Below are 25,430 nucleotides of genomic sequence, written 5' to 3'. Positions count from 1 at the left end.
GAAAACTCAGAAACGGAGTTTTTTATAACTTTTTTCTAGTATTATGAATTTTTCTCCATCCATTTATTATAGGATACATTCTCCTCTTTCCACTTATCCTTTGCTTCCGCCTGATTCTTTGGATATCCGATGATGAGGGTATTGAGCGGAATCATCGTCTTGGGCAGATGCAACAGTTGCTGCATTCCCTCGTATCGTTCTTTCAGGGGATAGAGGGCTGTCCATACTCCGCCAAGTCCTAAGCCGTGAGCCATCAGCAGAATGTTCTCCGTGGCTGCCGAACAGTCTTGAATCCAGAACTCCTGCTCTGTGCCTTCCAGCGTCTTGTCCAGGCATCCGCAAACCACAATGGCAAGCGGTGCCTGCTTCACCATGCTGGCATAAGGGCTGAACTGTGGTATCTGGTCGAGAATCTCTCTGTCGTTGATGACCACAAAATGCCAAGGCTGCTTGTTGCAAGCCGATGGAGCGGCCATGCCGGCACGCAGCATCATTTCAATTTTCTCTTGCTCTACAGGCATGTCTGTATAACTTCTCACCGATGTGCGGCTTATGATATTTTCAAAAATCTGATTCTTTTCCATCATAGCTTTTATTCATCTTTTATTCTATCTTGATTGCTAAAATTGCAATGCGCTGCAAATATACGAAACTTTTTGGAGAAATTTGCAGTGCATTACAAATTTCTTGTGCTTCTAGGTAAAATTTGCAGTGCATTGCAAATTTCTTTCTATCGCCCGATACATCCTATAATATGCGTATATATAAACCGATGTTGTGGTTATCATACTGATGAGATTCATGCTGGTGATGGCTGCCTGCTGGGTGTTACCTGCCAGATAAAACACTGCAACAGGGAGTATATTTGAGCATATCAGCCATACCATGAAAACCAGGATAAGGGCTATGCCCAGTTTGCGCATGTTGCCCCTGTGCTTGCTGCACAGATGACAGCCGGCTACCAGGGAGGCGATGACGGAAATCAGGCCCATCGTGCTTTCTGTCCAGGTGAGTATGGAAGCCATTGGGGTAATCTGTCCGTTCTGCATCATCGTTACGAGATGAAGATTGAAGCATAGACCCAGAATGAATGAGAGCACATAGTAAAGCACCATCACCTCGCTGCAGCGTCGTAGTAATTTTACGCCTGCCGGTAGCGTGTAGCGGAATATTCCCCATAAAGCTATAGGGGCGAGCTGCAAGACCAGTTGCTTGATGGTAACCAGGATGGGACTTATTGGAATCAGGATGGGACTTGTTCTGAAGGATAAGCCCGCTTGTCCGCAAACAGAAAATGCCAGCGAAAACAATGCGAAAAAGCAATATGCATACATGGCATATTGTGCAATGCGGTTTATATCTATAGAATAACTTTTTCTTTCCATAATTCTACGTTTGATGATTTTATAAACAGCTTATCTTGCATAAAGCCATTGCAAAGATACGAAGTTTTTGGGAAATTCTAGCAAAATAGGTGGAAAATGTCTGGCTATGATATATACTTGTTAAAAGAATGGCAGAGAGACCGATAAAAACTCTTAAAAATCATAACTTATCTTCTTGAATACCAGTATTTGTTGTTATTTTTGTATGGTATATACTAATAACGCAGTGTATCAATTAGTTAACCAATATGACACCTTGAGACAAGGGGCATGGGTAGTGACAGGTCTGAAGAAGGATGGAAGCGAGGCGATGCGTCGTACTCTGATACTCTATGTCAACGAGAGCGGATTCTATGCTTTAGTTCTCGGCTCTAAGCTTTCTACTGCCGTGAAGTTCAAAAACTGGGTTACGGCTGATGTGCTGCCACAGATTCGCAAGACGGGTGGTTATCCATGTTTGTTATTGCATTTAGATATTGATTTAGGATAAGAAAGTAACTTTTTGTAACTCAAAAACATAAATATTTGAATTTTTGTTTGGTGGTTAGTGAATTTTATTATACCTTTGCAACCGAATATATTTTTTTATATAAAACTTGTAAAGGATAACTGGCAATATATAAAAAAAGAGGTGTATTCAAGATAAAGAGAGATAATAATTATAAGAAGAGACAGATATTATGAGAATGAAGGTTTTATTTGCTTCCCTGTTGCTGGCTGCTTCGGGGCAAGTGCTGGCACAGTCTTCCGGACAGGTTGGGGGACAGGTCTTCGATGAGAACGGAGACCCTGTAGTAGGTGCCCAGATCATGGTGAAAGGTTCCAAGACTGGAACCGTGACCGACATTGATGGTAAGTTCAGCTTACCGAGTGCTAAAAAAGGAGAGGCGATAGTCATCACCTATCTCGGTATGGATTCCCAGACCTTGAAGGCGGCTCCAGGCATGAAGGTAAGCATGCACTCTCAAGACCGCCAGCTCGACGAAGTGATTGTTGTGGCATACGGCGAGCAGAAGAAATCCGCTTTCACGGGTTCAGCAGGCGTAGTGGATGCAGATAAAATAGCCGTGCGTCAGGTAACCAATGTGGTAGATGCCCTCAATGGTCAGGTAGCTGGTGTGCAGATGATAAATACATCTGGCAATCCGTCTTCTACCCCTACCATCCGTGTGCGCGGTATCAGCTCCATCAATGCAGGTCAGGATCCGTTGATCGTGGTAGATGGTGCACCTTATTATGGTTCCTGGAGTGACATCAACCCAGCGGATGTGGCTTCTGTTACCGTATTGAAAGATGCGGCAAGTAATGCACTCTACGGAGCCCGTGGTGCCAATGGTGTCATTATGATTACCACCAAGAATCCGCAGGTGGGCAAGACCGTCATCACTGTTGATGCCAAATGGGGCAGCAATAGCCGTGGCTCTCAGACTTATGATATGATTTCAGATCCCGGTCAATATTATGAGACACACTATAAGTCATTATATAATTACTATACCAATGGCAAGGGTATGTCAGCTTATGCGGCTCATATGGCTGCCAATAATGCGATTGGTGGTTCTTCAGAAAAGGGCGGATTGGGTTATATCTGCTACAATGTGCCTGAGGGACAGTATCTCATTGGTGATAATGGAAAGCTGAATCCTAATGCCACATTGGGCAATAAAATCTCTTATAACGGAAAGGACTATACGATTAGTCCGGACGATTGGCTCAAGGCGGCTTACCGAAACACCCTCCGGCAGGAGTATAATATGAATGTGAATGGTGGAAACGACAGTTCCCAGTTCTATGCTTCATTGGGCTATCTGGATAACCCTGGTATCGCATACGGCTCTCAGTTTAAGCGATATACTGCACGCCTGAAGGCTACCTATAAGGCAAATGAATGGCTGAAGGTGGGTAGTAACGTAAACTATGCCCATACTGTTACAGATTATGCCACAGAGGTAGATTCTAATGGAAAAAACAGTTCTACCAATACCTTCTACATGGTCAATACCATCGCTCCTATCTATCCGCTGTATCTCAGAGATGGCAATGGCAATATCATGACCGATGATAATGGTAAGATATATGATTATGGTAACGGAATGAATGCAGGCTTGAATCGACCTGTACTCTCTCAGGTCAACCAGTTGAAGAATGACCAACTTCAGGCATCCCATTCTGTAGGAAATACTTTCGGTATTAATGGCTTTGCTGAGATTACCCCAACATTTGTCAAGGGACTGAAGATTACCTTGAACGGTACGGTGGATGACTATGAATATCGCTATCAGAGTACCCAGCAGCCTTATTATGGATTTGGTGCAACGACTTATCCTAATGGTGAGGTAACCGTAGGACATTACCGTTATTATACTGTCAACTTCCAGCAGTTGGTAAACTATGCCCGTTCTTTTGGTCTGCACAACATGACATTGTTGTTGGGTCATGAGAACTATAAGCAGACTTATGAATACGTATATGGCGGCCGTTCCAACATGTTCTCTTTCAAGGAAAACCATGAGTTGGCAGGTGCTATCACTAATGAGCCGACATATTCTAATCAGACCAATTACAACACCGAAGGTTTCTTCTTCCGTGGCATGTATGATTATGATGGCAAGTATTTCGGCCAGGTATCTTATCGCCGTGACGGTTCATCCCGCTTCTCTCCAGCCCATCGCTGGGGCGATTTCTATTCTTTCGGTGGTGCCTGGATACTGACCAAGGAAGATTGGATGGCAGGCACCAAGTCTTGGCTCAACATGCTGAAGGTGAAATTCTCTTTCGGTCAGCAGGGTAACGATGCCATCGGTAACAATCGTTATCTGGATACTTACGGCATCGGTAGCATGAATGGTGACATGGCGCTGACCTTTGCTTCAAAGGGTAATGATAAGATTACCTGGGAGACCAATACCAATATCAACGCAGGTCTTGAATTCGAACTCTTCAAGGGTCGTCTGACCGGTGATGTGGAGTATTTCTACCGCAAAACCACTGACATGCTCTGTTTCATCAGCGTGCCTATGTCAATGGGTTATGCAGGCTATTACTCTAATGTGGGTAACATGGTGAACCGTGGTGTAGAACTGAATCTTGCAGGAGATGTAATCCGCACCAAGGATTTTGCGTGGAACATCAATCTCAATGCCACACACTATACCAATGAGATAACGAAGCTTTATGAAGAGAACAAGAACGAGATGCTGAGCGGATATGCCGGTTATCATAACGGTTCTTATTATTATGGTGAAGGATTGCCTATCTACACCTGGAGATTGAAGAAATATGCGGGCGTAAATGAGAAAGGAGAATCCACATGGTATGTTGAGAACGAAGATGGTTCGCTGGGCAAGTCTGCAAAATGGTCGGAAGGCTCTTACTTTGCCTGTGGCGACCCTACTCCTGATCTTTATGGTGGATTTGGTACATCGTTGTCGTTTAAGGGTATCGATGTCAGTGTGAACTTCACTTATTCCATCGGCGGCAAATCTTACGATTCAGGTTATCAGAGTCTGATGGGTGTTCCTTATGACAGCTGGACAGGTTTCAATTTCCATAAGGATATGCTGGATGCCTGGTCTCCAAGTAACAGAGGATCCAACATCCCTCGCCTCCAGTATAATGATACGGATGCAAACTCATCTTCTGACCGTTTCCTGATCAATGCAAGTTACCTCAACCTGCAGAGCATCAATATCGGTTATACCTTGCCAAAGAGCCTGACACGTCGTTTGGGCTTGACTAAGGTTCGTGTCTATGGTGCGGCAGACAATGTCTATCTGTGGAGCAAGCGAAAGGGATTCGATCCTCGCACAAGTTTCACCGGCTCACCTAGCAATGAGCAGTATGCGTTTGTTCGTACCATCTCTGGTGGTATTACACTTCAATTTTAAACTGTTAGATTAGGAGATTTTTATATAGATTAAGGAGATTTTTATATGATGAACAATATATTTCGCAAGGTTTCTCTGTTCACTGTAGTGCTCTCTTCATGCTTGATGATGCAGAGCTGTCTGGAGGAGGAACTGCCAAAGGATTATGCAACAGGCAGTCAGGTGCAGGGGTCTGAGACGGCTCAGCAGGGCTTGTTGACCGGCTTGAGTGCCTATATGGTAAAGAGTGGTGTGTATGGAAACGGTTCGGCTTACGACAACGGTTATCCCAGCCAGATGATTATCCGTGATGTGATGACGGCAGATATGCCTGTTTATAATGCAGATTACGACTATTTCTCATCTATAGAGAATGGTAAGGGGCTCCGTAGCCCTTTCAATTACACCTATTTCTACTATTATGGTTTGGTGAACAATGCCAACAGTATCATCTCGTCGCTCGATGTGGAAGGAGCATCTGAATCTGCAAAGGCGTCTGCCGGTGTGGCTTATGCTTACCGTGCTTTGGCATACCTGGATATGGCAAGAATGTTTGAATTCAAGAAGACCGGATTCTCTGAATTTGATGCCAAGGCAGCCAAGGTTATGGGACTTACCGTGCCTATCGTGACCGAGAAGACTACTGCCGTTGAGGGTAAGAACAATCCTCGTGTACCTTATTATACCATGTATCGCTTCATCCTGCACGACCTGAATAAGGCTGAGGCATACTTGAAGGGCTATAAGCGTACGGGCAAGGAGCAGCCGGATGAGAGCGTGGTAGATGGTTTGAAGGCACGCTTCTGGTTGGAACTGGGTTCTCGTTTTTATGATTCGGCAGATGATCTGACAGCCCAGTTGGCTCATGAGAATGATGCTGACGGCTATGATGCCTTGGGCATTACGGCGGTTAATGACTGTTTTGCCAAGGCTGCCTCATACGCACAGGCTGCCATCGACAATTCCGGTTGCCAGCCAATGTCTCAGAGCGAATGGTATAATAAGAAGACAGGTTTCAATACAGCTAATTCTTCCTGGATATGGAAGGCTTCGCTGGGAACAAAGGAACAATTGGGCAGCTGGTACCATTCCTGGATGGGTACGGTATCTTCTGAATCTACCGCATTCTCCATGGGTGGTTATGGCAAGGCTTACCGTATGATAGGTGCTTCGCTCTATAATCAGATACCTGATGCCGACTGGCGAAAGAAGACTTGGGTTGCCCCTGAGGATGCTGGCAAGGCTGAGGTTCCAGCAGGCTATTCTACCTTGCTGGATGGAGCAGGATGGGCTAAACTGCCTGCTTACACCAACCTGAAGTATCACCCAGGCTCTGGTAATTTGTCTGATCTCTATGTGGGCTGTTTGTGTGATATTCCATTGATGCGTGTAGAAGAGATGTATCTCATCTATATTGAGGCCATTGCCCATACAGAAGGGGTGGATGCTGCCAAGACCGTATTGAATGATTTCATGAATGCTTATCGCTATACAGATGGCTCTTATAAGTGTCAGGCTACAGACATCGAATCACTTGAAGATGCCGTGCTGCTTCAGAAACGTATCGAACTCTGGGGAGAGGGACTGCTGTATTTTGATTATAAGCGTCTTAAGAAAACTGTTGTCCGCACCTATACGGGTACCAACTTCCTGGAGAGTCACCGCTTGAATTCCAAGTATGGTTTCGTGGCTCCATGGATGGATTGTTATATCCCTGAATATGAGAAGAGTTCTAATCCGGCTGTGGTACTGAATCCTGACCCTACAAGTGTGGTAGAGGCAAAGAGTGAGTAAATGAGGAGATTTTTCAATCTTAAAAATGGAATTGACAATGAAGAATATAAAGTTTTTTAGATATTTGGGGCTTGCCATCTCGGCTGGTCTCCTGTTGGGGTTCTCTTCCTGCAGCGATGACGATGATTATGCGCCAGGCAATCCTGCACCAGACAATTGCATGGGAGTGTATTTTGCTGCTGGCAATGCGGCAGAGTTTATTCTTACTCCAGACCAGGAAACCGTTAATGTGAAGGTTTGCCGTAAGGTAGCCGCTGAGGCTGCGAGTGTTCCTGTCAAGGTAGAGTATACTGATACAACTGCTATTCAGGTGCCTGCAACGGTGGAGTTTGCCCAGGGCGAGAAAGAGGCTACGCTGACCATTTCCGTAAAGGGCTTGACACCTAAAAAGAAATTTGGTTTCAAGATAGATGTCGATGAAGCCTATGCCGATCCTTATACCAAGCAGGATGGCAGTACGGTGCTGCAGTCGTCGGTGCTGGTTTCTCAGTGGACGAAAGTACTGGAGAATGTGCAGTTCTATTACGCAGGTTTCACAGATTTGCCTGTTACCTATTCTGATATCTACCAGCTGGAAGGTGTCAATCAGTTTTATATCACCAATATGTTGGGTTCGGGTGCTGATCTTTATTTCAAGATTAATGGCACTTTCAATGCCGATAATCTGGCTGATTGCTCCGGTGAACTGGTTCCTGAGGAAGGAAAGGGTGCTGCCATATATGACCATCAGACCTATAAGGAAAACTATATCGTAGCTGGTGTTGATTCTTCTACAGGTGACTATTTGTGGAACTGGACGGTAGGAGATGTAAATATCAACTCTTTCATGTGGTATGGTGGATATGGCTATAGTACCTATTCTTATATAGACTTCACACAGAAATACATCTATCTGAATGGATATATAAATTCCAGTGTTGAGCAGCAGTCTGTAAATGTGTATGGCGTTTGGTAGAAATATCGAATGATTTCCTAAAGATTTTGGACTTATGAAGAAGATTTTTATATTTTCTCTGATGTTGGCTTCTTTCCTTTTCTCTGAGGCAAAGGAAAGGAGCCTTCAGCAGAAATTGGAGATAGCCAGTGAGGTGCTGGGGGAGCGTTTGCCTTCTGTTGGCGGAAAAACTTCTCGTGGAGGAGCAGGTGAGAACCTTCGGGTTATGCGCCAGACGGATGCTTATACGGTTGTAGGACGCAACCGGAACGGATTTGTAGTTCTCGCCAATGATGATGCGTTCAAGGCTGTGATAGGTTATTCTGACGAGGGTACTTTTGGTGATAATCCTGCCTTGGGCTGGTTCTTGGATAGAATTAATGACGCTTCACTTCGTGCTGCTTCTACGGGTTATCAGGTTATCCCTGCAGGTTGCAAGTCGAGTGTTGAGCATCTGGTTACTACAAAATGGGGCCAGGATGCTCCTTTCAATAGCCAGTGCCCACAAGTGAATGGTAAAAACTGCTGGGTGGGTTGCGTGGCTACGGCTATGGCACAGATTATGTCTGTATACCAGTATCCATCCCGTGGCAAAGGTGTCGCTTCTTATAGCGTCGGCGATGAGAAACGTACTGCTATGCTGAGTATGGGAGAGTATAAGTGGACGGAGATGTTGCCTGCTTATTCGGGTGATAGCTACAGCTCGGAACAGGCTGCCGCAGTAGCCAAGTTGATGTTTCATTGCGGTTGTGTGGCTGGTATGAATTATTCTCTTGATGGCAGTGGCGCATCTTTGCAAGATGCTGCGGCTGGCATGAAGAAGCATTTCGGCTATCTTACCCAGTATTATGGCTATAAGGATTATCCCCAGACCAATAACTATGATGATGCAGCCTGGAAAAAGGTTATTTATCGGGAATTGAGCGCCGGGCATCCTATTCTATATGCCGGTACATCCAATAAGCAGGGAAACGACAAGACTTCTTCCCATGCCTTTGTGCTGGATGGTTATGATGCTGATGGAAACGTAGGAGTGAATTGGGGGTATGGTGGTTTAGGTGATGGCTATTTCGACTTGAGCCTCCTTCCTCTGGAGTATACGGATAATGGTGTCTCCGTTGATGAGGAGTATCAGTGGTATCAGGAAATGGTGGTTATTCATTGCCCTGATGATGGTGAAATAGATTATGATTTGACTTCGGAATTAACTCCTGTTGTCGGTGTTACTAAGCCTTGCAGTTCCGATGTTTATGATATCAATGGCCGAAAGGTATCGCTCCCGGCGAAATATGATGGTATCTATATCCGGGGTGGCAAGAAATATATAGTAAAGTAGATTTCTCATCAATTGCAGATAATTAAAAAATCCCGACAGGTATGTTGTTGCCTGTCGGGATTTGTTATGACCTATAGGTATTTTTTTCTCTCATCAGTCGGCTATCACCATGCAGAGTTTGAGCACATTTTCTTCGAAGTGCTCCTTGTCGATGGCATTGTTCTTGAGCAGGGAACGGTAGTTGTATACGGTTTGTGGCGAATAAGACAGGATGCCGGCTATCTTGGAACTTTCGGTGATGCCTAATCTTAACAGGGCGCACACACGGAGGATAGGGGGCATTTCCCCATTCTCTTTCAGTTGGATGTGAGCCGATTCTGTGAGTTGCTGGTTCAGCTCAGTAATAAAAGTTGGGTACAGAGACAGGAATGCCTTGTCAAATTCCGTCAGAAACTCCTTGTTCTCTTTCTCTGTATTGGTTGAGGAAGAAAGGAGGCTCAGTAGCTCCTTACTCTGGTTGGCCTTGATCTTTCTTACTGCCAAGGTGCGCAGTTTGCAGTTCCTCTCTATGTTCTTATAGCACAGGTCTATATACACCTTTATCAGTCTCTCGCGCTTCTGGTTGGTATCCTTCAGTTCGTCGTTGATGAGGTGCAACTGGCTGTTGAGAACTTCCATTTTTGCCGATGTAGCCGTGATTTCGTCTTTCTTCTGTTTCAGAAGTTTGTTCTTCTTACGGATGAACAGACTGCTAAGTCCCACTCCGAGCAAGAGCAGGAAAATGACCGACAGCGCGATGTAGAGCATGCTGTTGGTGGCTCTGATGTCATCTGTATAGGCATTGGTAATCATCTGCAATTTGGATGAAATCTCAATGCGGCGCAACCGGTTGTTGTATGCATAAGCATCTTCCAGGGATAGGTTGATGTATTCCTGGGCTTTGTTCAGACTTCTGGTCTTATGTTTGTAAATGAAGAGTGCGATGTCTTGCAGGGCTACATTTTCTTTTGTGGCAGAAGTGACGTCTGAGATGGCTGCAACCAGCAGGTAATGCTCCATTAGCTTTAGGTTGTTGGCTTTCTTGTATACTTCGGATAGGGCAAAGGCGGTCATGGCATGGAGACGGCTGTCCGGCTTTTCCATACTCAGTGCTTTTTTGTAGTATTGGATGGTCTTGTTATTGTTGGAATGATAGCTGTAATAGTAAAACTCTCCCAGCAGGTAGTAATAGAATGCATCTTTCTTTGGCGACAGTTCTAATGTTTTCTTCAGGTATTCCACTTTCTGCTGGTCGTAAATCTTGCTGAATTCATTGTTTTCACAATAGGTTGACCAGTTGTTGTATAGTCCGTAAAGTGTATAATAGTATTGAAACTGATAGTCAAGCGGATCTTCTTCCTTGGGTTCTATCTTCTGCATGATGTTTTTTGCTTCAGCATAGAATCCACGTGTGATAAGCAGGCTGGTTTGGCTAAGTTGGAATCTTTTATGATATAAGATGTTGTTGCTCTTTTGGGCAAGAACAAGGCCTTTTTTTACGTAAGTCATCGCCGAATCATACTCGTAGGCTTTGTATCCATTGGCGAGTTGCTCGTAAAGCTTGAGCTTGTCCTCGTTGCTGGTTACATATTTGGCACCCTGCTTGATGTCGTTCAGACTTTTCTCTTTTACTTCTACATAATGCGCACGTTTTTCTATGGCAGCATCCAGCTGTTTGTAGAGCTGGCTGTTGTCTGCTTTTGCGTATATCGGCTGTAGCATCAGCAGTGTGATGATTATAACGAAAAGATGTCTCATTTTTCCTATGTTTTTAGATTCTGCTGCAAAAATAATAAAAAACATTGAGAATCTCGCATCTACTAGCCGTTTATTTTTGAGAATTTGCAAAATGTTGATATTCAGAGAGGTGAGGAGGTTGGTAGATAGCGGTAATCTACCAAGAACCTACTATTCGTACCAACTTATCGATTTTTGCCGTACTTTTGCAGCAACAAACAATTTTAAACAAAAAATATGAAAAAACTCTTTTTGCTCGCAAGCCTTCTGATGGCTTTTGGCATCTCGGCAGATGCTGGAGACATTACTTCTCCTAACGGACAGATTAAGGTGAATTTCACTTTGGATGGCACAGTGCCTACCTATAGTGTGACCTATCAGGGCAAGACCATCATCAAGCCTAGCCGTCTGGGTTACAAACTCGCCAAGGGCGGTAAGGATGGCAAGGACCTGCTTGCCGATTTTAGTGTTATCAATGAGAAGACTTCCACTTTCGACGAGACCTGGACTCCTGTTTGGGGAGAGAACAAGTCTATCCGCAATCATTATAATGATATGCTGGTAGAGTTGAAGCAGAATTCCACCGACTGTTATATGAACGTCCGTTTCCGTGTCTATGATGATGGAGTAGGATTACGCTATGAGTTCCCTCAGAAAGGCAGTCTCAACTACTTTACCATCAAGGAAGAGCGTACAGAATTTGCCATGACGGGCGATCATACCGCCTGGTGGATTCCGGGTGATTATGATACCCAGGAGTATGAATACACCAAGACCCGTCTGTCGGGCATCCGTCCAGCCCTGCATGCTGCTGTCAGCAGCAATCTCTCACAGACTGTCTTTTCAGATACCGGTGTACAGACCTCACTCCAGTTGAAGACAGATGATGGTATCTACATCAATCTGCATGAGGCTGCCCTGGTAGATTATCCAGCCATGCATCTGAACTTGGATGACAAGACCATGACTTTTACCTCTTGGCTTACCCCTGATGCACAGGGTATGAAGGGATACATGCAGACTCCGTTCAAGAGCCCTTGGCGTACGATGGTCATTACAGATGATGCCCGTAAGGTGTTGTCTTCCAACCTGATTCTCAATCTCAATGAGCCTTGCAAGATTAAGGATACCTCCTGGATCCATCCTGTGAAGTACGTAGGTGTATGGTGGGAGATGATTTCCGGTAAGGGTGAGTGGGCTTATACCCATGATTATCCTACCGTGAAGTTGGATGGAACCGACTATGTACATGCCAAGCCATCGGGTAAGCATTCTGCCAACAATGCCAATGTGCGCCGTTACATCGACTTCGCTGCAGCCCATGGTTTCGATGCAGTTCTGGTAGAAGGATGGAACATCGGTTGGGAAGACTGGAGTGGCTATATGAAGGAAAAGGTATTCGATTTCCTGACTCCATATCCTGATTTCGACATCAAGGCGCTCAATGAGTATGCGCATTCCAAGGGTGTGAAGCTCATCATGCATCATGAGACCTCCTCTTCTGTAATGAACTATGAGAAGTATATGGACAGAGCTTATCAGTTGATGAAGGATTATGGCTACGATGCAGTGAAGAGCGGTTATGTGGGCAACATCATCCCTCGTGGCGAGCATCACTACAGTCAGTTGGAAATCAATCACTATCTGCATGCCGTAACCCGTGCTGCCGATTATCACATCATGGTAAATGCCCATGAGGCTGTGCGTCCTACCGGTCTCTGCCGCACTTATCCTAACCTGATTGGCAACGAGAGTGCTCGCGGTACTGAATATCAGGCTTTCGGAGGTACCAAACCGGGACATACCGCCATCTTGCCTTTCACCCGTCTGCAGGGTGGTCCGATGGATTATACACCGGGTATCTTTGAAATGGATTGCGCCAATGGTTCTCATTGCAACTCTACCATCTGCGGTCAGTTGGCACTTTATGTAACGATGTATAGTCCATTGCAGATGGCTGCCGATTTCCCTGAGAATTACGAGAAGCACATGGATGCCTTCCAGTTTATCAAGGATGTGGCTGTAGATTGGGACAAGTCTATCTATCTGGAGGCTGAACCAATGGAGTATATCACCGCTGCCCGCAAGGCAAAGGGTTCTGATAATTGGTTTGTCGGTGGCGTTACGGGCATGAAGGCTCATCAGTCTACCGTAAAGCTCGATTTCCTCGAGAAGGGCAAGAAGTATGTGGCTACCATCTATCAGGATGCAAAGAATGCCAACTACAAGACCAATCCGCAGGCTTATGTCATCACCAAGAAGACTGTAACCAGCAAGTCTGTCTTGAAGTTGAACTCCGTTGCAGGTGGCGGATTCGCAATTAGCCTTCTTGCACAATAAAATGCAGAATTTTGAGTTATTATGAAAGAAAGTTTTCTTGAATTAATAATGATGCTCATGAAAAGAATGAATAAAATGTTGTTGGTTGCTGCCTTGGCGGCAACCACACTTTCTGCTCAGGCAGAACAGAAGAAGGGACCGGCTTGGTTGAGTGATGCACTTTTCTATCAGATTTATCCATCTTCCTATATGGATACTGATGGCAATGGTATTGGTGACCTACCGGGTATCACTTCCAAGTTGGATTACATCAAGTCGCTGGGTGTGAACGCCCTCTGGCTCAATCCGATCTTTGAGTCGGGATGGTTTGATGGTGGCTATGATGTCATCGACTTCTATAAGGTGGATCCTCGATTCGGTACCAATACCGATTTGGTTACATTGGTCAATGAGGCCCATAAGCGTGGCATGAAAGTTTGTCTCGACCTGGTGGCAGGACATTCCAGCACCAAGTGTGCCTGGTTTAAGGAGTCTTCCGAGAAAGATCCTAACCAGCGTTACAGCGACTATTATATCTGGATGAACGATATTCCTGAGAGCGAGAAGAAAGAAATAGAAGCCCGTCATCAGGAGGCAAGTCCGGAGTCTAGTACCCGAGGCAGATATGTGGAGGCGAATGCTCCTCGTGCCAAGTATTATGAGAAGAATTTCTTCGAGTGCCAGCCAGCCTTGAACTATGGCTTTGCTCATCCAGACCCAAATCATCCTTGGGAGCAGAGCGTAGATGCGCCTGGACCACAGGCTGTTCGCAGGGAAATACGTAACATCATGGCTTTCTGGTTTGATAAGGGTGTAGATGGATTCCGTGTTGATATGGCGTCATCGCTCATCAAAAACGACCCTGACAAGAAGGAGGTTTCCAAACTCTGGAATGAGATGCGTGCATGGAAGGACAAGTACTATCCTGAGACCGTCCTGATTTCAGAGTGGGCTAATCCGCAGCAAGCCATTCCTGCCGGCTTCAACATCGATTTCTACATCCATTTCGGTCTTAAGGGTTATGCCTCTCTGTTCTTCGACCGCAAGACTCCATGGGGCAAGTGGGAGAAGAGCTATCAGAACTGCTATTTCGACAAGCAGGGCAAGGGTTCGCTTAAGGAATTTAGCGAGAACTATACCAAGGCATATAATGCCACCAAGAATCTCGGCTACATCGCTGTTCCATCTGCCAACCACGATTACCAGCGCCCTAACATCGGAACCCGCAACACGCCAGACCAGTTGAAGGTGGCGATGACCTTCTTCCTCACCATGCCAGGTGTTCCATTTATCTATTATGGTGATGAGATTGGTATGAAGTATCAGATGAATCTCCCTAACAAGGAGGGTAGCAATGAGCGCTCTGGTACCCGCACTCCGATGCAGTGGACCAAGGGCAAGAATGCCGGCTTCTCAACGAGTGCGCCTGATAAACTCTACTTCCCTGTAGATACGGAAAACGGAAAGTTGACCGTTGAAGCTCAGCAGGGAGATCAGAATTCTCTGTTGTCATATACCCGTAAGCTGACCGCTTTGCGTCATTCAGCCAAGGCTCTTGACAATGAGGGAGATTGGAAGCTTCTGAACCAGAAGGGTCAGGAATATCCGATGGTATATGAGCGCACTTTGGGTGATGAGAAGTATGTTGTTGTCGTGAATCCTGGTGCCAAGGCAGCCTCTCTCAACATCAGCTCTGTAGGTGGCAAGGCAGTTTCTGTTCTTTCTACAGGCAAGGTTGTATATAAATCAGGCAAGAAGACCGATGCTATCAAAGCTTCAGGCATTAGTGCCGCCGTATTCAAGGTGGCTAAGTAACCTGTGAACATGATTATTGCTAGCTTTATTAAATATCAGAATCCGCATGGCTCTCTGGGCTGTGCGGATTTTTTTTATACCGATTTTTCTATTGCAATAACTAAAGATATTTAAATATTTAACCCGATATTTGGCGATAAATAAAGAAATAACTATATTTGCAGCATGATTACGGAATATGGTATAGAGGCAAAGTCTAATTCTGAGATTATATTAGAATTGGGAGGCCGATGCTATACATATAAACATAAAATTTTAAAGCTATGAATATGAGGAGATTTATATTTCTTCTGATTGTCTGCGAGTTCTTTTCTTTGGCATGTATTGCTGCAAATAAGACTATAAAAGGACATATTGTAGATGAATTTGGTAAGAACGTTGAATTCGCTAGCGTATATGTAGATAGTATATATGCGGTATCTGACAAGGAAGGAAAATTCTCTCTGGTGGTGCCCGATGGTATGAAACAGGAACTTGTGATTAGTCATATCAGTTATCAGACTAATAAAATTCCTTATGATGTATATAGCAAAAAGACTTCGCTGCAACTTACGTTGAAAGAAAAGACTTGTGATTTGTCAGATATAACAGTCGTTTCCGGTAAAAAGCAGGAAAGTATTCTTGGAAAGGGAGTTCGGGCACCAGGTGATGTTGCATTTCATAACGTTAGAAACACGAAATATGAAACGGGACCCTTATTTGTTGTAAATAAAGACTATTATGTGAAAACAGCCAAATTGCGAGTACAAAAATGTACTTTTGCTTCATGCACAATTCGTTTAATCATTTATGAAGTAAAGGGAACAAATTTTGTGCCTGTACAGCATCGACCTTTGTACGTCCGATTATCCGAAATTTCAGATAAGAAGGATTTATCTGTTTGGATAGAAGAACCGTTGAAGCTGGAGCGCAATCATAAATATTATATAGGTGTAGCTGTTATGGCAAGTAGTGGTAATGGCGAAATTCATTTTCCTGCTTATTTCAAGAAGGGCTGCGTAAGAAATCTGTGTACAGATAGGAAAAAGAATTTGCCAGTAACCTTGGGCGTTTCTCTTTATGGTATATCTGCAAAGCATCTTCAGTAAGTCTCCCCCACACGCTTACTTTTTATGTAACTATTGCCACTTCTTTTCCTAATAATTTTTAGAATATGCTTGGCTAATTCAGAATTTCTTCGTAACTTAGCAGCGCAAAACGTAAAGCATGTAGGAATATGGCAAAAATAGTAAATAAATATCCTGTAGGAATTCAGACATTTGAAAAAATCCGCGAGAATGGCTATCTCTATATAGATAAGACCAAATATATTGTGGATTTCAGGGAAAAGCAGATGTCGTATGTCTTTCTGAGTCGTCCAAGACGATTCGGCAAGTCGCTCTTTGCCTCTACCCTTCAGGCTTATTTTGAGGGAAGAAAGGAACTTTTCGAGGGATTGGCCATTGATGATTACGAGAAAGATTGGGTGAAGCATCCTGTGCTCCACTTCGACCTGAGCGGTGCCAAGCATTTTGATGAGGAAGGCTTGAAGCATTATCTCGACTTGCAGCTGAAACCATACGAGAAGCTCTATGGCAGGGATGATGATGAATTGTATCCAAACGACCGATTGGATGGAATCGTAAAGCGAGCTTACAAGCAGACTGGCGAAAAGGTGGTGGTCATTATTGATGAATATGATGCCCCATTGCTGGATGTTGTGCATGAGAAGGATGTACTCAAGCAGTTGCGTCTCATTATGCAGAACTTCTATAGTCCTTTAAAAAAGCTCGACCCATATCTGGAGTTTACCTTCATTACGGGTATTACTAAGTTCTCTCAGCTCAGTATCTTCAGCGAACTCAACAACCTCGATAATATCAGCATGTTCGACCAGTATTCGGCTATCTGTGGTATCAGTAAGGCTGAACTTTGTACGCAGATGAAACCGGATATAGAGGCTCTTGGTGAAGCTCTTGGCATGACGTACGAGGAATGTCTGGCTGAGTTGACAAGATACTATGACGGCTATCATTTCAGTGAGAAATCAGAGGATGTCTTTAATCCGTTCAGTTTGGTAAAGGCCTTGAACGCCCAAAAAATTGCCCCTTACTGGTTTGGTTCTGGAACGCCAACTTATCTTATCAAAATGTTGCAGAAGTACCATGTCAGCGTGATGGATATAGAGAAAAAGTCATGTGATATAGATGACTTTGATGTTTCGCCCGAACTGGTGACCTCTGCACTTCCGCTGCTCTATCAGAGCGGTTACCTCACCATCAAGAAGTATAATCCGATATTGCATCGTTATACGCTGGAATATCCTAACAAGGAGGTTAAGACGGGTATGCTCAAGAGTCTTGCGCCCAACTATCTTTCGCCAATATCGCTGGATAACAACAGTCTGGTAGGTGATTTCCTGGAAAAACTCTATGATGCTGATGTTGAGGGAGCGATGGTGCGCCTGAAGGCCTATCTTGCCAGTATCTCCAACCGCTTGAGTAATAAGAACGAACGGGATTTCCAGACGGTGTTCTATCTTATCTTCAACCTGATGGGTGCCTACATGAGGGTAGAGGAGAACAGTGCGATAGGCAGGGCTGATGCCGTGGTGTATATGCCTGATGCCGTGTTTGTTTTTGAACTGAAGTATGATGGTTCTGCCGAAGAAGCTATTAGACAGATTGATGAAAAGGGATATCTGATTCCATATTCTGCAGATGGTAAGCGCCTGTTTAAAATAGGTGTAAATTTCGATAGTAGTCAGCGTACGATTGGTGATTGGATAATCAGGGAAGAATAAGAAAGAATACAAAAAGATAATCCGAAACAGAAGCGTTGTCAGCTATCTGTTTCGGATTTTTTTTGCAATGATTAATTTCCAGCGCAGTTCTTCCTCAACCACATCCCGAAGAAGCGGTCGTAGATGATATAGCTGCCATTGTACTTGTAGATGAATTCTCTATTGATCAGCGTCTTGAGAGCAAGACTCACGCTGCTGGCAGCAGGCAAGTTGTGGCGGCTGATGAAATCCTGCGAAAGAATGGAGGTGACAGCCTTATCCTGGGCAATGGCAGATAGAAGGGCTGCCTGATTGTCAGTAAGGGAATCGTAGTAATTCACGAATGCCACTTCCTGCTCGTTCACCAATTCCAGGATTACATCATCAATTTCCGCTGTCGTAATTTCCTTTCCGTTCTGATAGAGTCGGTTCAGAATATCCTGGATATACCAGGTTTGACCATCCACCTTATTATATAGATAGGCAAAGGTGTCAGGATTCATAGTCAGATTCCGGGTCCTCATCCATCTGTTGGCAAAACGATGATACTCATCCTGGTTGATGAGAGGAAGGTTGAGAATTTGCGAACTCTGATAGAATGGGCGCTTTGCCGACAGGAACATATCGGTCATCATGTGCTGCTTGCTGCCTGCAAAGATGAAATATACATTCGGCAAAAACTGGATATAGGAGCGTAGCAGGGCCTCTGTGCCATCTTCGGGATATTCGGCTATCTGCTGAAACTCGTCGATGGCAATATAGATTCGTTTCTCCGATTGTTTCAGATACTCGAAGATATGTTTGAGAGAATCCTCGCTCTGGCTTGGTGAAACCGTAATCGAGAACGTAGGGATTCCCGTCATCTCATCAAACGACATCGTAGGCTTGTAGCCGGCAAAGAAAGTGGTAATCTTGCGCATGGCAGTTTGCGAGAAAGTATCAACCTTCCCGATAACCGTCTTTGCCAATAATTGGATGAATTGGCTCAGATTTCTTGTGGCATTGATGTCGAGATAGAAACAATGCGTCTCAGGCTCCTGCTTGCAGATGTTCTCAAAGACATGGTGTATGAGTCCCGTCTTTCCGATGCGTCGGGGAGAGATGAGGACGATGTTGCGCTCATTCTGCAAAGCCTTCATGATGACTTCCGTCTCTTTCTTGCGGTCGCAGAAGTATTCTGCTCCCTTATATCCGTAGATAACAAATGGGTTATTCAGCTGTTCCATAACGTTTTATATCTATTCCATGTTTTATGTTACATGTTTTATGTAATGCAAAGGTAGTAATAATCTTTTAGGTAAGAGATATATTAGTAGGAACTTTATTACTAATTAACTTTTTACGAGTTCTACTGATGTCATTTTCGGGTTCCCAAAATTCAACAAGCATGTGTTAAACAACGAAATGCCTCAACCATACTGGTCGAAATCGGTTATTATTAGGTTAAAACAGTAAGTAAGTAAACGATTTCATACAATTATAATAAGGAATCGTGTGGATATTGCTTTTCTTTTTGTATCTTTGCAGCCGTTTGGCAATTGTGGATACCAAATCATACATAAAGGAAAAAAGAATATCTAATAATAAATAAAAAGTAATGACTACACTTACAATTTCTATTATTGTCGTTTTCGTGCTCGGCTATGCACTCATAGCTACCGAAAGCTTGACAAAGGTAAACAAGGCAGCGATAGCCCTGTTGATGTTGGTAGGTTGTTGGACCCTCTATATGGTGGATCCAATGCAGTATCTCCAGTTGATGCACCCTGATTATACAGGCGGTGCTGCTGGAATGGTGGAGAAAGTGACCGGAATCATCCAGGAACATCTGGGCGATACCGCCACAACACTCTTCTTCCTGATGGGTGCGATGACCATCGTGGAAATCGTTGACCAGAACGGCGGATTCAACTGGGTTCGCAAGGTGATGAAGACCAAGTCGAAGCGTGCGCTCCTCTGGCGTATCGCTGTCCTTACCTTCTTCCTCTCTGCAATCCTCGACAATCTGACCACCAGTATCGTGATGATCATGATTCTCCGAAAGCTCGTCACCGACCACAAGGATCGCATGGTTTATGCATCCCTCGTCATCATCGCAGCCAATTCGGGTGGTGCCTTCTCACCAATCGGCGACGTTACCACCATCATGCTCTGGAACAAGGGATTGATTACTGCAGCCGGCGTTATCGCCGAAATCTTCATCCCGTCTGTGGTTTCCATGGTGATTCCAGCCCTCATCCTTCAGACCATGTTGAAGGGCGAACTCGTGATGCCTGAGGTTTCTGCCCAGCAGAATGCATCGGTCAGCGATTTCACCGAAGGTCAGCGCAAGGCTGTGTTCTGGTTGGGAGTAGGCGGTTTGATCTTCGTTCCTATCTTCAAGAGTATCACCCACTTGCCTCCATTCGTAGGAATCCTCCTGGTACTGGGCGTTCTCTGGACTGCCACCGAAGTTTTCTATCGCGGTTTGCATCGTGGAGCTGATGCCGAGGGCACTCAGAAGCGAGTAACCAAGTTGCTTTCTCGTGTGGATATGAGTACCATCCTTTTCTTCCTCGGTATCCTGATGGCTGTATCCTGCCTGGCTGAAATTGGCGTGTTGACTGCTTTGGGTCAGGGCTTAAACGTCGTATTCGATGGCAACCATTACCTCGTAACTGGTATCATCGGTGTGCTTTCAAGTATTGTTGACAATGTGCCTCTGGTAGCCGGATGTATGGGAATGTATCCTGTGGCAGCCGCTGGCGATATGGCTGTGGATGGCGTCTTCTGGCAGTTGCTCGCCTACTGTGCCGGTGTCGGTGGTTCAATGCTGATTATCGGTAGTGCTGCTGGTGTGGTAGTAATGGGTTTGGAGAAGATTACCTTCGGCTGGTATATGAAGCACATCTCCTGGATTGCTTTTGTAGGTTACATCGCAGGTATCGTTTGCTACTGGTTCATCCGTACCTTCCTTTATGCTATCTAAAGGATAAATGTTTTCTCTTACGTGAAAAAGTTTTTTTGAGAAAAAAGTCTCAAAGTCTCATTTTCTATTGAAAATATCGGCTTAAAGACTTGATAGATAATAAGATAAAGAAAATGAGACTTCTCGGCTTTGGCGCCGAGAAGTCTCATTAAAGTCTCATAGAAGTATCATTAATTCACTTTTTCTTTACAAGATACTTCATTCCATCTGCAAATCTCTTATGTTTTAACTCACTCATATTCGCCAGTTTTCTGCCGAATCCCATCAAACTGTTCACCTTGAGCGATGAACCTATCTGCTTTTTCAGATAGTCGAAAATCTCGGCGGCAGTCAGATATTCACCCTCTTTCTCATTCTCAACCAAATCAAAATAAAGCTGGAAATACTGGTCTATCGGCTCAGCCACCTCAAATTGGCAGTTGTTCTTCATGATCAACTTCACCTGTTCCGTATCAAAATAACTCTTCTCGCCATTGTGCAGGGCGGTCAGCGCCTGGGCGAAAAGTTGCTGATAGTTCGGACGCACACTCACATCGATCGGTCCCGTCAGTTCCACACCGATGAACCTTCTGTTGCCGGATGGGTCGGTGAGAATATCCGTCATGTTGCTCGTGGCGATGAACGAGGCGAGACGAGGAAATTCCATGACATGACTGCCATACGGAGGCTTGTATTTCAGCGTAGGCAACTGGATGAGGTTCTTCAGAAATCCCTGCTGCACCTGTGGCGAAATCTGGTTGAACTCATCGAGATTGATGACCATAAACTGCGCCATCGCCTGATAAACCTGACGTTTTTCTGACAGAATCAGATTATCGCTATATCCCCATTGCAGCTCCGGTGGTAACAGCCGGCGACAGAAAGTACTCTTGTTGTAACCCTGCTTGGAAATGAGAAGTGGAGCCACTGAGTTGCCATACTGGCGATGGGTAAAGCCGCGCCACTGGTCAACCATGCCCAGAAACCAGGTGTAGAACCAGTCTGCCCAGTAAGGATTGTTGGTAGGAACCGTACGAGCCAAGGCACGTATATGGTCCTTCCCGTCCCATTTGTCGTAGCATTGGAAGAGATATTCATCTATCGGATTATAATTCTTGATGTAATCAGACTCCAGAAAATTCCTGACATCCTTGATGCTCACTCGGATATCAGCGAGCTGCACCTCCAGCGTCATGCGTTTCTGCACTCTCGGATCTACGGGCTGGAAACCATACCAACCCTTCTCCTTCGGCATGTATTCCACGAATTTCATCACCGTGTTGTATCTGAAGTTATATTTACTTTTCAGCAGCTGCATCATGCTCACGATATTCTCGCGAACGCTGTTCTTGTCAACTTTCTTTTCTTCTTCCGAAGTATCGGAACCAGGAATCATCTGCTGATTATCTTCCGTGTTGAAAGCCTGGTTCTGAGGGTGCATGTTGCTGTCAATTTTCATCGCTACCGCCTTACTGTTGAAATAAGGTTTCGCATCGAGCGTCATCATAAAACTGTTGTGCATCGAAGGCTCAAAAGACAGGTTTGAGCCCGCTTCTATAGAAGGTTTCGGCCCGTCTGTGAGCACCGAAGCCTTGGCAATCGCCTGATATACAGGCAGAATTTGCTGGTAAGCGATGCGGTACAGTCGTTCGGCATCCGCCTCCTCAGTAGGCAGCAAGTCATCTTCATTGCTGAATTTCACCAATACGATAACCGACTTACCATCAGCACCTTCCAGCGCAGCAAAGGTAGAAGGCAGCATGGCAACTGAGCGCTTCACGCCCTCCACGCCGTCCGCATCCGTGATGTTTCCGAATTTCAGCAGCAGGATACCGTTGCACGCCTTCATCTTCAGGTTGTTGTTTTCGTCTTTGGCGAATTCAGCAGCGGGGTAGATGTGCATCCATGTTGGCATATCCTTGTAATATTCGTAGCCGCTTTCCATATAGGTCACGTATTCGCGGAAATGGGTAACAGTAAGTCTGCTGTCATCTTTTGCGATACGTTGCAGCAACTTCTCCATCGTCTTTGTGCTGACGAGGAGCTGCTTCTTGTTGTTTGTATGAACGATAGTTACTTTCATTGAATATATTGATTAGGATGTTTGTTTGTTAACTATTAACTATAAACTGTTAACTATAAACTATAAACTCTTATCAGCGTTGCCCAAAGTTTGGTTGGCAAATTGGGCACTCGTTTCCCGTTGTACGGGCAATGACTGCCCGTCACTTGTTCTCTCGTAGCCCGTCACGTGTTCACCGGTAGCCCGTCACGTGTTCTCTGTGGGACCGCTTAAATGGCATGGCTGGAACATCTGGAGGGCAGAGAAAAAGATTAGCTTTTAGTGAAATCAATCTCTTCTGAGAAATGGTCGAATTCAACATCTTTATATCCGTATCTGTCGAAGAGCTGTTTGATATATACCTGTTGTTCCGGCAGGAGTTTCAGTTGTCCCAGTTTATATCGGTAGTATTGTCCTTTGCTGCCGAGGTAGTCTCTCATTTCGGTGCGCAGAGCAGGAGCGTCTTTCACTTTCATTTCGGCAAAGAGTTTGTCGAATCCCCATGCCATTTTCACGACACGCAGCGGAGCGAAGTACTTGCAATTCCCGTTTTTCAGGGCATTTGGGAAGATGGCATCCCCTCTATCAGTCTTCTCGTTTTTGTAGAGACCGGATAGATAGTGGATACATTTGTTTTTCATCGGACATGGTTCGGTGAAACAGTAGGTGATGTTGCTAGGTACGTTTCCGTACTCAAAAGCCTTTTTCAGTAATTCCTTTTCATCCATGTTTCTTAAGTTTTAAGAATAAAACATTCTGTTTTACTAAACGCAAAAACATCCTGTTTATTGCCTTATAAATGCTATTATTATCACTTCATAAAGCATTTTTTTTCGATGCAAGCAAGAAATCATGATACTTCTCGCTAATTTATGATACTTCGATGATACTTCTCCCTTCATTTTCAGAGAAGTCTCATTCGTGATAAAGTATTGTGTATTAAAGAAATAAGTCTTATTTTATACCCAATAATGAGACTTTGATACTTTTTTCGAGAAAAAAGATTCATACGTGCGTGTAATTGTTGGTCCTTTATCGCTTGCGTACTTCCTTCTAAACTTCATCCTAGCCTCATCCCTTTTGTTGGAAGAATCATGTGCTGCTGATACCCCTCCTTTTTATTATAATTCCCCATCACACAACTTTTTTCGAAACTTTTTCGCTAAAAGTTTTGTTGTTTCGAATAACATGTGTACCTTTGCAGCAACATACTCACCCCGCTTCCCTTTAGAATAGCGCGCTCAGGGTGAGTCTTTTTTTTGCCATGTTCAGTGTTTAACTATTCGATAAATGCAGAAGAAGATAGCTCTGATATTGACAAATTTGTACTCAACCATGTAATAATAGGTAAGCAATGACCGGAAAGATTGGAAGAAAAAAGGTATTGAAGTTTCGTGACTTCCCAACATGCCTACGTGGCGAGGTATTCTTTGTAGAGAATGGGTATGATGAAAAGTTGAACCTTTCCATCATTAACCATCTCGTGGATATCAACAACTTGTTTATCGGCAAGTCAATCCATTTTAATTATTTTCCATTTCTAGGTCCTCATATCAAGAAGACTGCTCTCTATAGCTATCCTGCGATGGATAAAGAGGATTTGAACATCTCTGTTCCTTCCGATTTGCTGTTGTCGCAATTGGTAGAAGAAAAGAATAAGGAGAAATTACATCCTAGCATCTTACAGCTAGACCATGAGGAGGATGGCATATATTATGTCAATTCCTATTCTTTGTCTATAGAGGAAGATGAGGATTTTATGCCATTGATGCAGGCTGCGTATGATAAGTTGCCGGATTGCAAAGTGATGTTCAGTTCTGTCGATGATTTTCCATACAGTATATTTGATCCGACACCGATTCCGGCAGATGAAACATTCAGCTATGATATCAGGCAGAAGATGAAGGAGGTGTACCGACAGGTACAGGACTTACGCCTTGGTGGGGTAAGCGATTGGGTGCTGAAGCAGTATCTCTTTCCACCCAAGAACCTGAGTAGAATGGTTATCACAGAGAATTACGATATCATACTGCCCGACTATCATGATATGACTATCAAGATGGAGCCATTGGTAAAGGCGGTGTATATTCTCTTTTTGCGTCATGAGGAGGGAATCCTTTTCAAATGTCTGTCGGATTATAGGGATGAGCTATATGATATCTATGTGGATATTCGCAAGAAATCGAACAACAACGGGGCACATCTTTCAGAAGAGAAGATTCGCCAGAGCATCGAAGCCCTGACGAACCCATTGTCTAATTCTATCAATGAGAAATGTGCCCGTATCCGCCAAGCCTTCACTCTCCAGTTTGATGAAAGTCTAGCCGGGAGTTATTTCATTGATGGCAATCGTGGCGAACCCAAGAAGATACCATTGGATAGAAAGCTTGTGGAGTGGAAGTGAATTTTCTTAGGTATTCTTCCTGTATAACAAATAAACTCCTATGGCAACCCAAACGCTCGGTCCGAGGTTTGGGTTGCCACGCATAATGATA

17 protein-coding genes are annotated in these 25,430 nt (G+C 44.4%); 11 read left to right on the top strand and 6 right to left on the bottom strand.

Going from position 1 to position 25,430, the window contains the following annotated elements; genetic code table 11:
* Nucleotides 1–41: 41 nt before the first annotated feature.
* Complete coding sequence (locus tag ONT19_RS09890) at nucleotides 42–587, bottom strand: nitroreductase family protein (protein WP_264952560.1); 546 nt, start codon at nucleotides 585–587, stop codon at nucleotides 42–44.
* A gap of 108 nt (nucleotides 588–695) precedes the next feature.
* Nucleotides 696–1,385 carry a hypothetical protein gene (locus tag ONT19_RS09885; RefSeq protein ID WP_147347014.1) on the bottom strand — a complete coding sequence of 230 codons (690 nt, stop codon included), beginning with the start codon at nucleotides 1,383–1,385 and terminating at the stop codon, nucleotides 696–698.
* Nucleotides 1,386–1,611: 226 nt separating this feature from the next.
* On the opposite strand from ONT19_RS09885, the gene ONT19_RS09880 reads away from it, so the two are divergent.
* The 5 genes from ONT19_RS09880 to ONT19_RS09860 all read left to right on the top strand — a co-directional run bounded on the left by ONT19_RS09880 (nucleotide 1,612) and on the right by ONT19_RS09860 (nucleotide 9,315).
* On the top strand, nucleotides 1,612–1,875 hold the full coding sequence (locus ONT19_RS09880) for a BRO-N domain-containing protein (protein ID WP_264952561.1): 264 nt from the start codon (nucleotides 1,612–1,614) through the stop codon (nucleotides 1,873–1,875).
* Nucleotides 1,876–2,065: 190 nt separating this feature from the next.
* A complete protein-coding gene (locus ONT19_RS09875) occupies nucleotides 2,066–5,272 on the top strand; it encodes a SusC/RagA family TonB-linked outer membrane protein (RefSeq protein WP_264952562.1) in 3,207 nt (1,068 codons plus the stop codon).
* A 45-nt stretch (nucleotides 5,273–5,317) separates the two neighbouring features.
* Nucleotides 5,318–7,045, top strand: a complete 1,728-nt coding sequence (locus tag ONT19_RS09870; RefSeq protein WP_264952563.1) for a RagB/SusD family nutrient uptake outer membrane protein — start codon at nucleotides 5,318–5,320, stop codon at nucleotides 7,043–7,045.
* A gap of 37 nt (nucleotides 7,046–7,082) precedes the next feature.
* On the top strand, nucleotides 7,083–8,000 hold the full coding sequence (locus tag ONT19_RS09865; RefSeq protein WP_264952564.1) for a hypothetical protein: 918 nt from the start codon (nucleotides 7,083–7,085) through the stop codon (nucleotides 7,998–8,000).
* A 34-nt stretch (nucleotides 8,001–8,034) separates the two neighbouring features.
* On the top strand, nucleotides 8,035–9,315 hold the full coding sequence (locus ONT19_RS09860) for a C10 family peptidase (protein WP_264952565.1): 1,281 nt from the start codon (nucleotides 8,035–8,037) through the stop codon (nucleotides 9,313–9,315).
* Nucleotides 9,316–9,408: 93 nt separating this feature from the next.
* Here ONT19_RS09860 and ONT19_RS09855 read toward each other — a convergent pair whose 3' ends face one another.
* Nucleotides 9,409–11,052, bottom strand: a complete 1,644-nt coding sequence (locus tag ONT19_RS09855; RefSeq protein ID WP_264952566.1) for a DUF6377 domain-containing protein — start codon at nucleotides 11,050–11,052, stop codon at nucleotides 9,409–9,411.
* A 216-nt stretch (nucleotides 11,053–11,268) separates the two neighbouring features.
* On the opposite strand from ONT19_RS09855, the gene ONT19_RS09850 reads away from it, so the two are divergent.
* The 4 genes from ONT19_RS09850 (at nucleotide 11,269) to ONT19_RS09835 (ending at nucleotide 17,947) form a co-directional block, all read left to right on the top strand.
* Complete coding sequence (locus ONT19_RS09850) at nucleotides 11,269–13,371, top strand: glycoside hydrolase family 97 protein (protein ID WP_264952567.1); 2,103 nt, start codon at nucleotides 11,269–11,271, stop codon at nucleotides 13,369–13,371.
* Between the two features lie 66 nt (nucleotides 13,372–13,437).
* Nucleotides 13,438–15,165: an alpha-amylase family glycosyl hydrolase gene (locus ONT19_RS09845; protein WP_264952568.1), complete on the top strand. Its 1,728-nt coding sequence runs from the start codon at nucleotides 13,438–13,440 to the stop codon at nucleotides 15,163–15,165.
* A 269-nt stretch (nucleotides 15,166–15,434) separates the two neighbouring features.
* Entirely contained in the window at nucleotides 15,435–16,253 is an 819-nt protein-coding gene (locus ONT19_RS09840) for a carboxypeptidase-like regulatory domain-containing protein (protein ID WP_264952569.1), read from the top strand.
* A 128-nt stretch (nucleotides 16,254–16,381) separates the two neighbouring features.
* Nucleotides 16,382–17,947 carry an ATP-binding protein gene (locus tag ONT19_RS09835; protein ID WP_119238396.1) on the top strand — a complete coding sequence of 522 codons (1,566 nt, stop codon included), beginning with the start codon at nucleotides 16,382–16,384 and terminating at the stop codon, nucleotides 17,945–17,947.
* A gap of 71 nt (nucleotides 17,948–18,018) precedes the next feature.
* Here ONT19_RS09835 and ONT19_RS09830 read toward each other — a convergent pair whose 3' ends face one another.
* Nucleotides 18,019–19,152, bottom strand: coding sequence for an AAA family ATPase (locus ONT19_RS09830; RefSeq protein ID WP_264952570.1), 1,134 nt, complete (start codon nucleotides 19,150–19,152; stop codon nucleotides 18,019–18,021).
* Nucleotides 19,153–19,523: 371 nt separating this feature from the next.
* On the opposite strand from ONT19_RS09830, the gene nhaD reads away from it, so the two are divergent.
* Nucleotides 19,524–20,894, top strand: a complete 1,371-nt coding sequence (nhaD, locus tag ONT19_RS09825; protein ID WP_264952571.1) for a sodium:proton antiporter NhaD — start codon at nucleotides 19,524–19,526, stop codon at nucleotides 20,892–20,894.
* A 175-nt stretch (nucleotides 20,895–21,069) separates the two neighbouring features.
* Here nhaD and ONT19_RS09820 read toward each other — a convergent pair whose 3' ends face one another.
* Both ONT19_RS09820 and ONT19_RS09815 read right to left on the bottom strand, forming a co-directional pair.
* Nucleotides 21,070–22,956, bottom strand: a complete 1,887-nt coding sequence (locus tag ONT19_RS09820; protein ID WP_264952572.1) for a VapE domain-containing protein — start codon at nucleotides 22,954–22,956, stop codon at nucleotides 21,070–21,072.
* A 251-nt stretch (nucleotides 22,957–23,207) separates the two neighbouring features.
* The gene (locus tag ONT19_RS09815) at nucleotides 23,208–23,663 is read right to left on the bottom strand and encodes a DUF6078 family protein (protein WP_264952573.1); all 456 of its coding nucleotides are present in this window, start codon (nucleotides 23,661–23,663) and stop codon (nucleotides 23,208–23,210) included.
* A gap of 626 nt (nucleotides 23,664–24,289) precedes the next feature.
* Here ONT19_RS09815 and ONT19_RS09810 point away from each other — a divergent pair.
* Nucleotides 24,290–25,339 carry a hypothetical protein gene (locus ONT19_RS09810; RefSeq protein ID WP_264952574.1) on the top strand — a complete coding sequence of 350 codons (1,050 nt, stop codon included), beginning with the start codon at nucleotides 24,290–24,292 and terminating at the stop codon, nucleotides 25,337–25,339.
* Nucleotides 25,340–25,430: the final 91 nt, after the last annotated feature.

It is taken from the genome of Segatella copri (assembly GCF_026015625.1).
GTDB classification, from domain to species: domain Bacteria; phylum Bacteroidota; class Bacteroidia; order Bacteroidales; family Bacteroidaceae; genus Prevotella; species Prevotella copri_H.
Note: the sequence above shows the minus strand (reverse complement) of the source record. Positions and strands in the feature narration are given on the sequence as shown.